Source organism: Anaerobacterium chartisolvens (assembly GCF_003337415.1).
GTDB classification, from domain to species: Bacteria; Bacillota; Clostridia; order Acetivibrionales; family DSM-27016; genus Anaerobacterium; species Anaerobacterium chartisolvens.
Genome location: NZ_QPJT01000008.1, coordinates 164,498 through 179,263, shown reverse-complemented (window position 1 = coordinate 179,263; position 14,766 = coordinate 164,498). Strand labels below are relative to the sequence as shown.

Below are 14,766 nucleotides of genomic sequence, written 5' to 3'. Positions count from 1 at the left end.
TGCATGGCTCAATTCATCTGACAATACAAGAATGTGTGCCAGCGGGAGCGCTATGCAGCAGTTTTATCGTAATGTGTCGCTTGAGATGAATGAAAGCGAGGCTAGCCCTGTGGGGGATTATTTGCTTTCCTCAGTAAAGCAGGTAGTGCTGGGGTGGTTTACGGAGGGCGCTAAAACAGCCAAAAGCCTAATTGAGGTGACGGGTAATCTCCCACCCTGGGGATACTACGGGCCGCCTCCATCAGGGTGGACTGGTCAGGGGGCGAGTTCGCCTAGTCTAGATACGATAAATGGAGTTGATCAGGGGACGGGTAATCTTCCACCCTGGGGATACTACGGGCCGCCTCCATCAGGGTGGACTGGTCAGGGGACGGGTAAAACTAACGACGGATTTGCTTATGAATGGACTGGCACTCATGTTACACCGGAGTTTAAGGCAAAAGTACTTGAGATATGTGCAAAATTAAAAATGAATCCTGATGATTTAATGGCGGTTATGGCTTTTGAATCAGGAGGTATAAATCCAGCAGCAGTTAATAAGGACTCTGGAGCGACGGGGTTAATACAATTTATGCCTTCTACAGCTCGAAGTTTAGAAACAACGACAGAGGCTTTAGCTAAAATGTCAGATGTAGAACAATTAGACTATGTATATCAATACTTGGAGCCTTATACAGGAAAATTGAATACTGTGCAGGATGCATATATGGCGGTATTTATGCCAATAGCAGTGGGGAAAAGTAATGACTTTGTACTAGGCATAAAAGACTCTAAAGAAGAACTTGCAAAGGGTTTAAGCTATGGCATAGTATATAAGCAGAATGCAGGCCTTGATAAAAATGGTGATGGTATTATCACTAAAGAGGAGGCAGCACAGAAAGTTGTAGATAAAAGAAATACATATAAAAAAATAAATTAAATAATAGGTGGTGACGAAATGTATATTTTAAAAAAATTATCGATAATTATGGCTATTACGATAACTATTAGTATGTTAATGATAGGATGCTCAAGAACGGTTGTTCCTGAAAATTCTGCTGAAGATAAGATTTCAAATAACTCTAACAATGCCAGTAAGCAGCAAGATAATTTGTTATTAAAATCATGGGCTGGAAACTATGTATTCTCTGAATTTGCTCCTCCAAATCAAAATATGTTTTATAGATTTTCGGTTTACGAAGAGAATGGAGAGTACTATGCGGATATAAATATTGACGGATTTCAGACAATTATAAGGCTTAAAGCAAAAGTATTAGGAGATGAGGAAGCTATTAAATTAGCATTCTACAAGTATTTGCCTGATAACATATCTGAACAGTTCATGGAAGGAGATGTTCTTTTGAGCTTTGAAAAAAAGAACTCAAAGCTGTATACTTTTTGGGGAAAAATCCAGCCAATTCTTGAGCAAAATACTAAATCAGGTGAGATTTACTTTGAACTTGAGTCTTAAGGTTAGTTGATTATAAAATCGTTCATAGTATTAAAGATGCGTGAAATATGATTTGAAAAAAACCCGGTTGCCACAAAACATGGTTGCCGGGAAGTAATTGGGAAAGGTTTGGGGACGGGGCAATAAATGTACAATTATTGTAGGAGTAGGGGCGATAATGATACGAAAAGTGCCCCGTTCCCAAACACAGTAGGGCAAATCACATTGACGGACACCTTGAAAGGCTTATAGTTTGGCTGTTTTACAGCAATCACAGCTACCTCAAAGGTGTATCCTGCTCAATTTACAGCCACCTAAAAGAAATCCGTTATCGATTGCAAAAACACCTAAGCGGTCGGCATTGCCGACCGCTGTGAACCGGCGGGTGCGCCCAAAGGTGCACCCGCCTTGAGCCGTTTAATGTAGGGGCAGACCTTATGTGTCTGCCCTTGTTTTCTGCCGCAATACAATTATTCCACAAATATCGGTGAGGATATTGCTTCGTCTCCGTCTGCCTGTGTAACCTTAACATAGTAATATTCCTCAGGACCTGTCGTAATATCGGATGATATTACGGGGGAGGTATCGCCTGGGTTCCAGATCTCTGCGACCGCTCCGTTTTTTATAAGCTGGATTTGTGTAAAAATCTCGGAATCGGCATCTGAGGCACTTATTTCAAGCACATATGTGCCTTCGGGTATTACCGAACCCATTTCATTGCCTCCTATTTTAAAGGAAAGAGATATGTTTTTGTCCAGGGTTGAAAAGAATCTCCTTGATTTCAGCGCCTCATATATTGAGGCCCTTGTCTTTTCTGCTGCTAAAACAGCAAGCCTGTAGTCGTTTCTGGTGCCCCAGGTTGCATCATGGTTATCGTCGGAGCCTGCCGCTCCTATTTTCCAGCCAAGGGTGAGAGCCTCGTCATAGTATCCCTTATTTCCGTCATTTGATTTATAGCCGTCGTTATAGTAATATTCGTCAAACCCGTTGTTTTTATTCCACAGCTCCATTCCTACAACTTTATCGCTGTATGGCCCTCTTTCAAAGTTGTAAAATTCCTGCCCGAAGGTGTCTTCCCTGCCCGGATGGTTCATAAAGGCTATGCAGTCCCTTGAGTTGAGCCAGTTGCAAAGCCTTCTGAAGGTGTTTGTGTTCAGATTTAAGGGGTTGTACATGCAGTAATCCTGCGTATTGAATACCGAAACATGTCCGTATATCGGGGAAGACCACTCAAAGCCCCAGAAGGTTACAAATTTTCCGTCCGCGTTATAGCTGTTGGCGGTGTTTTTTATATTTGTCCACTCCGATGAGCTTATTTGCTCTGCGTGATCGGCCAGACTGAAGAAGTCCAGCCCTGCGGTATCTCTGGCATACGCGTATGCCTGTGCGGGGGTGCCTTTTCCGTCGGAAACGTTTGAATGGTTATGAAGTATACCGTAATATACATTGTAGCCTCCTATGGAAGAGGATGCAGAAGAAAGTGCCGGTATGCAGCACAGCATCAAAACAGCAAGGATAACACTGATCCACAGCAGCCTCCCTGAAGCAAAATTTTTGTTTTTAGTCATAAAGACCTCCTTATAATTTAATGTCTATTGAATTTTATATAAGCTTTTATAAGAGAGAATTAAGAAAGGGTAAATTTTACATTATATGTATTGAATCCATACGTATGTAGTGAATGGTATTGCATTTTTTAGGCATACTATTTTTGGGTGTATTTAATTTAAGTGACGAAAATGCAAATTTTAACTCCCCTTCTATCTTCCCCTCACATTGAGGGGAAGAAAAAGAAGGGCACTGGAGAAGAAAATGAGGAGACATCCTACAAGTGGAGAACAGGAGTTGTGGGATAAAATCTGAAATAAACAGTTGGGAGGGTAATTGCTGCTTTAAGAGCAAAATTTGAAAGTGCTTTATGGAGAAATGTTGAAGACATAATTGCTACTTAGAAGACCAGCAAAACCTACATAGACCTTCTTTTCCTTCCCCTCGAAGTGAGGGGAAGATAGATAGGGAGCTTATTAAAAATCTGGATTTGGAATAAAACGCCTTAATATATTGGGTCTTTTTAACCATTTTTTTTAGATAATTATGCTGTTATATGAAAAAGGTGCCTCAATTGTAATCCCTATGGAGATTTTCCGAAATGCTGTGTCAGATATAATTTATGCACCCACTATTTTTGAATTTACTTGACAAATGTGTGCAACTGGCTGTATCATTATACTAATCTTATTGGTTTACTTGGAATAGGGGGTGTTGATATTGAAGCTTTCTACCAAAGGCAGGTATGGATTAAGGGCAATGGTCGATCTTGCGGTTAATTCCGGAGGAGATCATGTGGCTCTTTACAGCATTGCCGAAAGGCAGGGCATATCTGAAAATTATCTTGAGCAGGTTTTTTCAACACTCAGAAAGGCGGGGCTTGTAAGGAGTGTTAAGGGGGCTCAGGGGGGCTATATATTAGCTTCAGACCCTTCTGCCATAAAGGTGGGGACGGTTTTAAGAGCGCTTGAGGGAGAGCTGCTGATTGCGGATGAGGAGGTTGAAAATTCCGAACAGTCCGCGCGAAGTGTACAGTATTGCATAAAGGTCAACGTGTGGGACAAAATTAATGAAAGCATCAACAGCGTTGTCGATTCTATGACGCTGGAGGATCTGGTAAACGAGCATAAAAGGTTAAGCGGTGATAGTGCTCTTATGTTTTATATTTAAAGCTTTATTTTGAAAGGAGAGGCTAAAATGAGTGAGAGAAAATTAGCATTTGATACATTGCAGGTTCACGGGGGACAAAAGCCCGATCCTGCTACGGGCTCCAGAGCGGTTCCCATATACCAGACTACCTCATACGTGTTTAATAATGTTGAGCATGCCGCAAATTTATTTGCGCTGAAGGAAGCCGGAAATATTTATACGAGGATTATGAATCCTACAAGCGACGTTTTTGAGCAGAGGGTTGCCGCCCTTGAAGGAGGCGTGGGTGCTCTGGCTGTTGCATCCGGCTCCGCCGCTATTACCTATTCTATATTGAATATAGCTGGAACGGGAGATGAAATTGTTTCGGCCAGCACGTTATACGGGGGAACCTATAACCTTTTTTCCACAACCCTGCCAAGGCTTGGAATAAACACCGCGTTTGTCGATCCCGATGATCCTGAAAATTTCAGAAAAGCGATAAACGAGAGGACAAAGGCTTTATACATAGAGTCTATAGGGAATCCGGGGATTAACATTATAGATATTGAGGCTGTTTCCGCCATTGCCCATAAAAATAACATACCACTCATTATAGACAATACCTTCGGAACCCCGTACCTCATAAGGCCGATAGAGTTTGGCGCCGATATTGTGGTGCATTCCGCCACAAAGTTTATAGGGGGCCACGGCAATTCCATAGGAGGAGTTATAGTAGATGCCGGGAATTTTGACTGGGCTGCCGGAGGGAAATTTCCCGGACTTACAGAACCTGATTCCAGCTACCACGGCATAAGCTATGCACGGGATGTTGGGGCCGCAGCGTATATAACCAAGGCTCGGGTACAAATCCTAAGAGACATGGGAGCCGCTTTAAGCCCGTTCAATGCCTTTCTTCTTTTGCAGGGGCTGGAAACTCTGTCGCTCAGGGTTGAGAGACATGTGTCCAATTCCAAAAAGGTGGTTGAATTTCTTTTAGGCCATCCAAATGTGGCATGGGTCAACTACCCCAGTGTTGAGGGGAATAAATATTATGAACTGGCTAATAAATATCTTCCCAAGGGTGCCGGGTCAATATTTACATTTGGCATTAAGGGAGGAATTGAGGCCGGAAAGAAGTTTATAGACAGCCTTGAGATATTCTCTCTGCTTGCGAATGTGGCTGATGCAAAGTCTCTGGTTATACACCCAGCAAGCACAACGCATTCCCAGCTTTCGGAGGAGGAGCATAAGGCAGCCGGTGTAACGCCTGACATGATAAGGCTGTCCATCGGAATTGAGGATGTTGAGGATCTTATTTATGATTTGGATCAGGCGTTGAAAAAGTCGGAGGGCTAAGTGTATAGGAGGCAATAAAGATTTTGCAAATATAGAGGATATAATTGCCTACAGAAATTTTTAACTACAACGAAAAGACGCCTTGCGGGGAAATGTCTCACGGGTATGTCATCAGGCGCTTTTCTTAGATGTATTCCTTACGGGTCAAAAAAATTTCTTCCGTCAAACTATATCCTCTATGTAAAATCTTTATCGCTAAGTATATAGCAGCTTAAGGACGTTATGGATTTGCTTTATAAGGATGTGATATATATTGGATATTCGTACAAAAGTGGTTCATGGGTGTAAGGGCTATGATTCCAACACCGGGGCTGTCAGCTTTCCCATATACCAGAGCGCGACCTTCAGGCACCCCGGGCTTAAGCAAACTACAGGCTATGACTATTCCCGGCTTCAGAACCCGACACGGGAGGAGCTTGAGAATACAATAGCTATATTGGAGAACGGTGAATGGGGATTTGCTTTTTCAAGCGGCATGGCAGCCGTTTCAACAATACTTTCCCTATTTGCTCCGGGAGACCACATTATTGTCTCGGACGACCTTTACGGAGGAACCTACCGCCTTTTTGAAGAGGTGTACAGAAAATATGGAATGGAGTTTTCGTATGTTGATACAAGCGATATTGAGGCTGTTAAGGCAAGCATAAGGAGCAATACCGCGGCGATGTTTATCGAAACTCCTTCAAATCCCATGATGAAGGTGTCGGATATAGCGGCACTGTCTGAGCTTGCCAAAGCCCTGAGAGCTCTGCTGATTGTTGATAACACCTTTCTTACCCCGTATTTTCAGAGACCTTTAGACTTAGGTGCCGACATAGTTGTACACAGCGGGACAAAATATCTCGGAGGGCATAACGACACGCTTGCCGGACTTATAGCAGTGAAGGATGCGGGGCTTTCAGACAGCCTTAAGCTTGTACAGAAGTCGGAAGGAGCTGTGCTTGCCCCTTTTGACTGCTGGCTTATGTTAAGGGGAATAAAAACCTTGAGTGTCAGGCTTGAAAAGCAGCAGGAAAATGCTTTTAAGGTTGCGAGGTGGCTTTGCGGACACCGGCTGGTTGACAGGGTGTATTATGCGGGCCTTCCCGAGCATGAAGGCTATGAGCTTTCAAAGCGTCAAGCCTCCGGCTTTGGGGCAATGGTGTCCTTTACAGTGAGGGAAGCCTCTCTGGTTGAAAGGGTGCTGGGAAGTGTCAAGACAATCATTTTTGCAGAGAGCTTGGGAGGTGTGGAGAGCCTGATTACATACCCGATAGTCCAGACTCATTCTGCTATACCTGACAATATGAGGGAAAGGCTTGGCGTAAATGACAGGCTTTTGAGGCTGTCGGTGGGAATTGAAGCTGCAGAGGATATAATTAACGATTTAGAACAGGCATTAGGATGAGGTGATAATAAAATGAGATTCGGTTCAAAGCTGATTCATAACGGAAATGAAATAGATAAAAATACGGGAGCGCTGAGCATACCCATTTACCATGCATCCACCTATCATCAGGAGGATGTTGACAGGCCTCAGGAATTTGATTATTCACGCTCGGGCAATCCCACCAGAAAGGCTTTGGAGGAAACCATAGCTATTTTGGAGGGAGGGGACAGGGGCTTTGCATTTTCTTCGGGAATGGCGGCCACGTCCTCTGTTTTGTCCATTTTTTCCTCGGGGGATCACATTATTGTTTGTGAGGATGTTTACGGAGGCACCTACAGAATAGGGTCGGGCTTTTTCAGCCGGTTCAATGTGGAGGTGACCTTTGTAGACGCATCTGACTTAGATGCCGTAAGGAGCGCGATAAGATCCAATACTAAAGCGCTTTTTCTGGAAACTCCGTCAAATCCTCTTCTCAAAATAACCAACATCAGAGAAGCGGTGAAAATAGCCAAGGAAAGGGAGCTTATAACTATAATTGACAACACCTTTATGTCTCCCTACCTTCAAAGGCCTATTGAGCTGGGAATAGATATAGTTATTCACAGTGCCACCAAATTTATAGGGGGGCACAGCGATGTTGTGGCGGGACTGGCGGTGGTTAAGGGCAGAGAGCTGGCGGCAAAGGTTTACAGTGTCCAAAACGGATTTGGAGCCATATTAGGCCCTCAGGACAGCTGGCTTTTGCTGAGGGGCTTAAAAACCCTCAAGGTCAGGCTGGACTACCAGCAAAGAAACGCGCAAAGGCTTGCGGAGTGGCTGGATAGCCTGCCAAATGTCCGGCAGGTTTTCTATCCCGGAATTTCCAGCCATAAGGACAGGGATGTGCATTTTTCACAGGCAGACGGGGCGGGCGCGGTATTGTCCTTTAAAACAGGCGACAGGAACAGTGCGGCGAGCTTTATGAAAAAGATAAAAATGGCTGCTGTCGCGGTAAGCCTTGGAGGGGTGGAGACTATAGTTTCATACCCTGTAAAAATGTCTCACGCGTCAATTCCGCAAAATGAAAGGGAAAGATTAGGCATCACTGACGACCTTATAAGGGTGTCTGTTGGGCTTGAGGAAATGGAGGATTTAATGGAGGATTTTCAGTCCTCGCTTGTGCAGGATTAATAATACCTACTAAACATATATGAAAATTAAAAAATATCTACAAAACCTATTGACATACTATGCTAAAAGCATTAATATTTAATTAATATAAAACAGATAAGAATAATAGGAAATAAAATTTTGGAGGCGATACTATGTCAAAGATTGCTAAAAACCTGACTGATTTAATCGGCAATACCCCACTTCTGGAGCTGTCAAATTACAATAAATCCGAGGGCTTGGAAGCAAGGCTGATAGCCAAGCTTGAGTACTTCAACCCTGCGTCGAGCGTTAAGGACAGAATAGGCTATGCAATGATTAAGGATGCCGAGGACAAGGGACTGATAAACAAGGACACGGTAATAATTGAGCCCACCAGCGGGAATACCGGAATAGGCCTGGCTTTTGTTGCCGCTGCCAAGGGCTATAGGCTTATACTTACAATGCCTGATACAATGAGTGTTGAGAGAAGAAATCTTTTGAAGGCTTTAGGAGCCGAGCTTGTTTTGACTCCCGGAAGTGAAGGCATGAAGGGGGCTATCAGAAAAGCGGAGGAGTTAGTTGCCCAGACTCCATCCTCATATATGCCCCAGCAGTTTAAAAATCCCGCCAATCCTGAAATACACAGGAGAACGACGGCAGAGGAAATATGGAGGGATACCGACGGTGAGGTGGACATATTTATAGGAGGTGTCGGCACAGGCGGCACTATTACAGGCGTAGGAGAGGTGCTTAAGCAGAGAAAGCCGGGAGTTCAGATCATAGCCGTAGAGCCCAATGATTCCCCCGTGCTGTCGGGAGGGAATCCCGGACCTCATAAGATACAGGGAATAGGCGCCGGCTTTATACCCGATGTTTTCAATAAGGAAATAGCGGATGAAATATTTAAGGTTAAGAATGAAGAGGCGTTTGAAACCTCCAGAAAGATTTCCAGATCAGAGGGGCTTTTAGTGGGTATATCGTCAGGCGCTGCGGCTTTTGCTGCCACACAGGTTGCAAAGAGGCCTGAAAATAAGGGCAAGACAATAGTTGTGCTTCTGCCCGATACAGGAGAAAGATATTTGTCTACGCCGCTTTTTCAAGAGTCATAATGTAAGCATGACGTTTAAAGGAGGGGAGATCCTCTCCTTTTTGATTACCCATAAAACCTACAAAAACGATATGAATACTATATTAGCCTAAAGCTTTAGGCTCTATAAATGTGTTTTTGCTTTGAATTTAATGTTAAGGGGGCTGAAAAATGGGGGGGTATAAATTTGTAAAGGCTGCCGGGGTATTTTTGTCGGCTATTTTTCTAGCGGGTATTTTTGCAGCCTGCGAATCTAGTGGACAGCAAAAGGCTCTTTCGGTAAGGATTGCTCACTTTCCCAATATAACGCATTCCCAAGCGCTGGTGGGGAGGGCCGGGGGCCAGTTTCAAAAGGCTCTGGGAGATTTGGCGTCAATTGAGTGGAAGGTTTTTAATGCGGGGCCTTCTGAAATTGAGGCGTTTTTTGCAGGTGAGATAGACATAGGGTACATAGGTCCGGGGCCTGCAATCAACGGTTATTCAAAATCGGGAGGAGAGCTGCAAATCATTGCCGGAGCTACCGACGCAGGCGCGGTTCTTGTTTCAAGAAGGGATCTTGTAATAAGCGATGTTAAGGAACTGAGCGGTAAAAGGGTAGCGGTGCCTCAGTTCGGCAATACTCAGGATCTGTCGCTCAGGAATCTTTTAAGGGAAAACGGGCTGGCGGATTCTGCAAAGGGCGGTACTGTTGAAATAAGGCAGGCGGAAAACGCTGACATAAAGACGCTGCTGGACGCAGGGGAGATTGACGCGGCTCTGGTGCCCGAGCCTTGGGGCTCAAGGCTTATCAATGAGGTGCAGGCCAATGTGGTGCTGGACTACAACGAGGTATGGAGGGAAGGCAAATATACAACTGCGGTGGTGGTGGCAAGAACGGAATTTTTGAAGGATCACCCCGACATAGTAGAAAGGTTTCTGACGGCTCATGTCGAGCTTACAGACTATATCAACAAAAATCAGGACGCCGCAAAGACTGCCGTAAATTCCCAGATAGAGGAGCTTACAAAGAAGCCCCTTTCGCAGGAGGTGCTTAATCAAGCCTTTAACAGACTGATAATAACAAACGATCCACAGAAGCAGTCGGTATATGAATTTGTAGAATTGTCGGTGGATTCAGGATTTCTTAAGCAAAGTCCTGACACGGGGAATTTGTTCAATCTGGACATTTTAAATAAGGTTTTAAAAGAGAAGGGCATTTATGCACAATGAGCGGACAGTATTTAACAGAGAGAGGTGTGTATTTTGAGCTTGGTTATTGAAAATGTGGGGAAAGAGTTTGCTGCAAGACATAAAAAGACGCATACCCTTGATAATATAAATCTTGAAATAAAGGAAGGGGAATTTGTTTGCATTCTTGGGCCTTCGGGCTGCGGCAAATCAACGCTGCTCAATATTATAGCGGGCCTAGAGGGGGCAAGCCGGGGCCGGATTTTGCTGAACGGCTGTGAGGTTAAGGGAGCGGGCCCCGACAGGGCGGTTATGTTTCAGGAATCGGCGCTGTTTCCGTGGCTGCGGGTGGTGGATAATGTCGAGTTTGGCATGAAGATGGCCGGCATACCAAAGCAGCAGCGCAGACAAAAGGCTTTGAAATATCTTAAAATGGTTCATCTTACTAAATTCCAAAAATCCTTTATACATGAGCTGTCGGGCGGAATGAAGCAAAGGGTGTCGCTTGCAAGGGCGCTTACGCTGGACTCAAAAATTCTTCTTATGGATGAACCGTTTGCGGCACTTGACAGCCAGACTAAAAACATTTTGCAGCTTGAGCTTCAGCAGATATGGTGGGAGACAAAGAAGACGGTAATATTTGTCACACACAATGTAGAGGAGGCTGTCCTACTTGCCGACAGGGTAATAGTAATGTCCGCAAACCCCGGAAGGGTAAAAAAGGAGTTTGATATCCAGCTTGCAAGGCCAAGGCATATTGAGAGCCAGGACTTGTCATATATGGTGGGGTATATATTAAAAGAATTGAAGGAGGAGGTAGAAAAGGTTGCGAAATCTGAGTACGACAGCGATTGGCATATTGAAAAGGATTCTGTTTTACCTGATGCTGATAGTAATATGGGAGCTGGCTTATAGGATAGGTGTAGGGGTGCTGGGAATATGGAAGCCGTACACTTTTCCCTCACCTTTTTCAGTATTCACTACGCTTGTTGAGCTGATAGGCGACAACACGCTGGGAATTGCCATAGCCGCCAGCTTAAAAAGAATTGCGGCAGGGTATTTTATTTCTGTTGTAATAGGGATGGCTATGGGTCTTGTAATAGTACGCTTTAAGTATCTTGATGAAAACCTCAGCGCAATCATACTGGGCCTTCAGACACTGCCGAGCATTTGCTGGCTGCCCTTTGCAATACTGTGGTACGGGCTTAATGAAAGCGCCATAATATTTGTCATAGCAGTGGGCTCGACCTTTGCCGTAACCATTGCAATAGAGTCGGGGATAAAAAATGTCAATCCCCTGTACGTAAGAGCGGCCAGAACTATGGGCGCAAGCGGGCTCAAGGCATATTGGAATGTCATAATCCCCGCCGCGCTTCCGGGCGTTATTTCAGGCCTTAAGCAGGGCTGGTCTTTTGCATGGAGGGCGTTAATGGCAGGTGAAATGATGTCTGCCACAAAGGGCTTGGGCCAGGTGCTTATGGTTGGAAGGGATCTGGCGGATATAAGCCAGGTTATGGCGGTTATGGTTGTAATAATAGTTCTGGGGCTTGCGGTTGATAAGCTTGCTTTCGGACGGCTTGAGGCTAATGTAAGGCAGAAATGGGGTCTTGACAGGGCTTAGAAGGATAAGGGGGAATGAACGGGTGAAACAATCGGATTACGTTAAGGAGCTTAAAAAGCAGGGATTTTTAAATCAGGTGCAGAAGGACCGTTTTTCCCTCAGGCTGAGAGTTGCAGGAGGAAGGGTAAAGGCTGAAGCGCTGAAAAAGGTGTATGAGCTTGCAGAAAGGTATGGAGCGGGGTATGTGCATATGACGTCAAGGCAGAGCATTGAGATACCCTTTATCAAGCTTCAAGATATAGACGCGGTGAAGCGTGAGCTGACTGAGGCGGGCTTAGAGCCCGGAGCCGGGGGGGCGAGGGTAAGAACAATTACAGCGTGTCAGGGAAATGCGGTATGCCGGAGCGGGCTTATTGATACGGCTGATATTGCCGACGAATTCAACCTTAGGTATTATGCCAGAGAGCTTCCTCATAAATTCAAGCTTGGAATTACAGGCTGCAGGAACAACTGCCTTAAGGCGGAGGAGAATGACCTTGGGGTAAAGGGAGGAATGAAGCCGCTATGGAATGAGGAAGGGTGCAGCTTTTGCGGGCTGTGCATGAATATCTGCCCGGCAAAGGCAATAAAGGTTTCTAAAAAAGATAGACTGCTTAATTTTAATGAAGGTAACTGCCTGTACTGCGGAAGGTGTGTCAAGGCATGTCCCGTAAATGCATGGGAGGGGAAGCCGGGATTTATTATATATTTCGGGGGACTGTTCGGAAACAGGATAGCTATAGGAAGGCGGCTGCTTCCCATCATATTTGCAAAGAAGGAGCTGCACAAAATTGTTGAGGTTACTCTTAAGTTTTTCGGAGATCATGCCAAAAAGGGAGAAAGGTTTCGCAATACACTGGACAGGGTGGGATGGGAGCTTTTTGACGATACGCTGAAGGAGGCGTTGAAGTGATACATTGTATGGATTTTAGGGGGAGGGCAGTGGAGTGGGCAGAGGTATAAAGCTGGAAGCAGAGATATTGGAAACGGATGTGCTTATTATAGGAGGGGGCACCGCGGGGTGCTATGCCGCACTGACAATTGCCGGGAGCTCCGGCGCAAGGGTTATTATAGCCGAAAAGGCGCATATAAGCCGGAGCGGGTGCCTTGCCGCGGGAGTCAATGCTCTCAATGCCTATATTGTAAAGGGAGAAACACCGGACACGTATTTGGACTATGCAAGAAATGATGCTGCGGGAATATTACGGGAGGATCTTGTCTACAGCATGGCGAAGGGCTTGAACAGAGTAACCCGAAATATGGAAAGGCTGGGACTCGTTATACTGAAGGATGAAAACGGGGAGTATGCCTCACGGGGCAGGCGGAATATAAAAATAAACGGGGAAAATATTAAGACGCTTTTGGCTGACGCTGTGGAGAGCGAGGAAAATATACAGGTTTTAAACCGGGTAAACGTGGTTGACTATATTGTTGAAAACGGTAAAGCAGTAGGAGCGTACGGATTCTCTATCGAAAAAAACATACTGTATGTAATTTCATCAAAGGCGGTAATATGTGCCGCCGGGGGTGCCGCGGGCCTGTATAAGCCTAATAATCCCGGCTTTTCAAGGCATAAGATGTGGTACTGCCCCTTCAATACCGGAGCGGGATACGCTATGGGCATAAGGGCGGGAGCCGAGATGACAACCTTTGAAATGCGCTTTATTGCCCTAAGGTGTAAGGATACAATTGCTCCTACAGGCACTATTTCTCAGGGCGTGGGTGCCGAGCAGATAAATGGCTTGGGAAAAGAGTACGAAAGCAGCTACGGCACTCCTAAGACATCCATGCGCCTGTATTCGACAGTCATGGAGAACAGGAGCGGGAGAGGCCCGTGCTACCTTAAAACGGAGGGAATTACAGAGGAGCAGGAGGAGGAGCTGTTAAAGGCCTATTTGAACATGGCTCCCGCACAGACGTTAAAATGGATCGAAGCAGGACGGGGCCCAGCGCGGCAGAATGTTGAGATTGAGGGCACCGAGCCGTATATTGTCGGCGGGCATACCGGGAGCGGGTACTGGGTGGATACAGAAAGGGCTTCTACAATAGAGGGGCTTTATGCCGCGGGAGATGTGGCGGGAGGAAGCCCGCAGAAATATGTTACGGGATGCTTTGCGGAAGCGGAAATAGCGGCCTTGTCGGCTTTGAACCATATAAAGGGGAAAAGCGGCACTGCAATTTGCGGCAAAAGGGTTGCTGAAATACTGGACGGTGTCAACACATTTTTAGGAGGCGAATTGCCTCTGTATAGCGTTGAAGAGCTGGAGGAGGCCATGCAAAAGGCTATGGATGACTATGCGGGAGGAATATCCTCGGGCTATACAGTGAATTCCGGCAAGCTTAAGCTTGCTGAGGAGCGCATTGCCCAATTGATGGAACTCGGCGCATCGCTCAGGGCTTCCGATCTGCACGGGCTTAAGCTTATTTATGAGCTTATAGACCGGCTGTGGGTGTGCAGGGTACTCATAAAGCACCTTGAGGCGAGAAAGGAAACGCGGTGGCACAGCTTTCATGAAAATGCCGACTACCCCGCAAGGGATGACAAAAACTGGCTTAAGTATGTAAACTCTCGCTTTGAGGACGGAGAGGTAAAAATAATTTTAAGAGATTTGGTAAAGAGGGATGAGGCTTATGAGCATAACAATTGATACCTCAAAATGCACGGGCTGCGGAAAATGCATCAGGGTATGCCCAGGGACGCTTCTGTATAAAGACAAAAACGGAAAGGCGGAAAGCAGGTACCCAAGGGACTGCTGGGGCTGCACCGCCTGCCTTAAGGAATGCCTGTACGGAGCTGTGAGCTACTTTCTGGGTGCGGATATAGGGGGAATGGGCTCAACACTGCATACAAAAAGGGACGGGCATTTTCTGCACTGGCACATTGCCGGAGCCGAAGGAGAGGAAAGGGTAATTACAATTAATCAAAAGGAATCGAACAAGTATTAGGA

General features: G+C 45.6%; 14 protein-coding genes. 13 read left to right on the top strand and 1 reads right to left on the bottom strand.

Annotated elements, in window-relative coordinates:
- Positions 1–85 precede the first annotated feature (85 nt).
- Complete coding sequence (locus tag DFR58_RS22155) at positions 86–919, top strand: transglycosylase SLT domain-containing protein (protein ID WP_207659192.1); 834 nt, start codon at positions 86–88, stop codon at positions 917–919.
- A gap of 18 nt (positions 920–937) precedes the next feature.
- Positions 938–1,450 carry a DUF5991 domain-containing protein gene (locus tag DFR58_RS08995; RefSeq protein ID WP_114297496.1) on the top strand — a complete coding sequence of 171 codons (513 nt, stop codon included), beginning with the start codon at positions 938–940 and terminating at the stop codon, positions 1,448–1,450.
- A gap of 449 nt (positions 1,451–1,899) precedes the next feature.
- Here DFR58_RS08995 and DFR58_RS08990 read toward each other — a convergent pair whose 3' ends face one another.
- A complete protein-coding gene (locus DFR58_RS08990; protein WP_114297495.1) occupies positions 1,900–2,997 on the bottom strand; it encodes a CehA/McbA family metallohydrolase in 1,098 nt (365 codons plus the stop codon).
- Between the two features lie 700 nt (positions 2,998–3,697).
- Between DFR58_RS08990 and DFR58_RS08985 the strand changes: the two genes are divergently transcribed.
- The 11 genes from DFR58_RS08985 to DFR58_RS08935 all read left to right on the top strand — a co-directional run bounded on the left by DFR58_RS08985 (position 3,698) and on the right by DFR58_RS08935 (position 14,764).
- On the top strand, positions 3,698–4,147 hold the full coding sequence (locus DFR58_RS08985) for an RrF2 family transcriptional regulator (protein WP_114297494.1): 450 nt from the start codon (positions 3,698–3,700) through the stop codon (positions 4,145–4,147).
- A 27-nt stretch (positions 4,148–4,174) separates the two neighbouring features.
- Positions 4,175–5,464, top strand: a complete 1,290-nt coding sequence (locus DFR58_RS08980; RefSeq protein WP_114297493.1) for a homocysteine synthase — start codon at positions 4,175–4,177, stop codon at positions 5,462–5,464.
- 253 nt (positions 5,465–5,717) lie between these two features.
- Entirely contained in the window at positions 5,718–6,851 is a 1,134-nt protein-coding gene (locus tag DFR58_RS08975) for a trans-sulfuration enzyme family protein (protein WP_242987488.1), read from the top strand.
- A 12-nt stretch (positions 6,852–6,863) separates the two neighbouring features.
- Positions 6,864–8,003 carry a trans-sulfuration enzyme family protein gene (locus DFR58_RS08970; protein ID WP_114297491.1) on the top strand — a complete coding sequence of 380 codons (1,140 nt, stop codon included), beginning with the start codon at positions 6,864–6,866 and terminating at the stop codon, positions 8,001–8,003.
- Between the two features lie 134 nt (positions 8,004–8,137).
- Complete coding sequence (gene cysK, locus DFR58_RS08965; protein WP_114297490.1) at positions 8,138–9,073, top strand: cysteine synthase A; 936 nt, start codon at positions 8,138–8,140, stop codon at positions 9,071–9,073.
- A gap of 149 nt (positions 9,074–9,222) precedes the next feature.
- Positions 9,223–10,260 carry an aliphatic sulfonate ABC transporter substrate-binding protein gene (locus DFR58_RS08960; protein WP_114297489.1) on the top strand — a complete coding sequence of 346 codons (1,038 nt, stop codon included), beginning with the start codon at positions 9,223–9,225 and terminating at the stop codon, positions 10,258–10,260.
- A 33-nt stretch (positions 10,261–10,293) separates the two neighbouring features.
- Positions 10,294–11,133, top strand: a complete 840-nt coding sequence (locus DFR58_RS08955) for an ABC transporter ATP-binding protein (protein WP_114297488.1) — start codon at positions 10,294–10,296, stop codon at positions 11,131–11,133.
- Entirely contained in the window at positions 11,102–11,839 is a 738-nt protein-coding gene (locus DFR58_RS08950; protein WP_207659187.1) for an ABC transporter permease, read from the top strand. Before DFR58_RS08955 ends, DFR58_RS08950 begins: the two co-directional genes overlap by 32 nt.
- A 22-nt stretch (positions 11,840–11,861) precedes the next feature.
- On the top strand, positions 11,862–12,731 hold the full coding sequence (locus DFR58_RS08945; protein ID WP_114297487.1) for a 4Fe-4S binding protein: 870 nt from the start codon (positions 11,862–11,864) through the stop codon (positions 12,729–12,731).
- A 46-nt stretch (positions 12,732–12,777) separates the two neighbouring features.
- Complete coding sequence (locus DFR58_RS08940) at positions 12,778–14,466, top strand: adenylyl-sulfate reductase subunit alpha (protein ID WP_114297509.1); 1,689 nt, start codon at positions 12,778–12,780, stop codon at positions 14,464–14,466.
- Positions 14,450–14,764, top strand: coding sequence for a 4Fe-4S dicluster domain-containing protein (locus tag DFR58_RS08935; protein WP_114297486.1), 315 nt, complete (start codon positions 14,450–14,452; stop codon positions 14,762–14,764). The genes DFR58_RS08940 and DFR58_RS08935 overlap by 17 nt, the downstream gene beginning before the upstream one ends.
- The last annotated feature ends 2 nt before the right edge of the window (positions 14,765–14,766 follow it).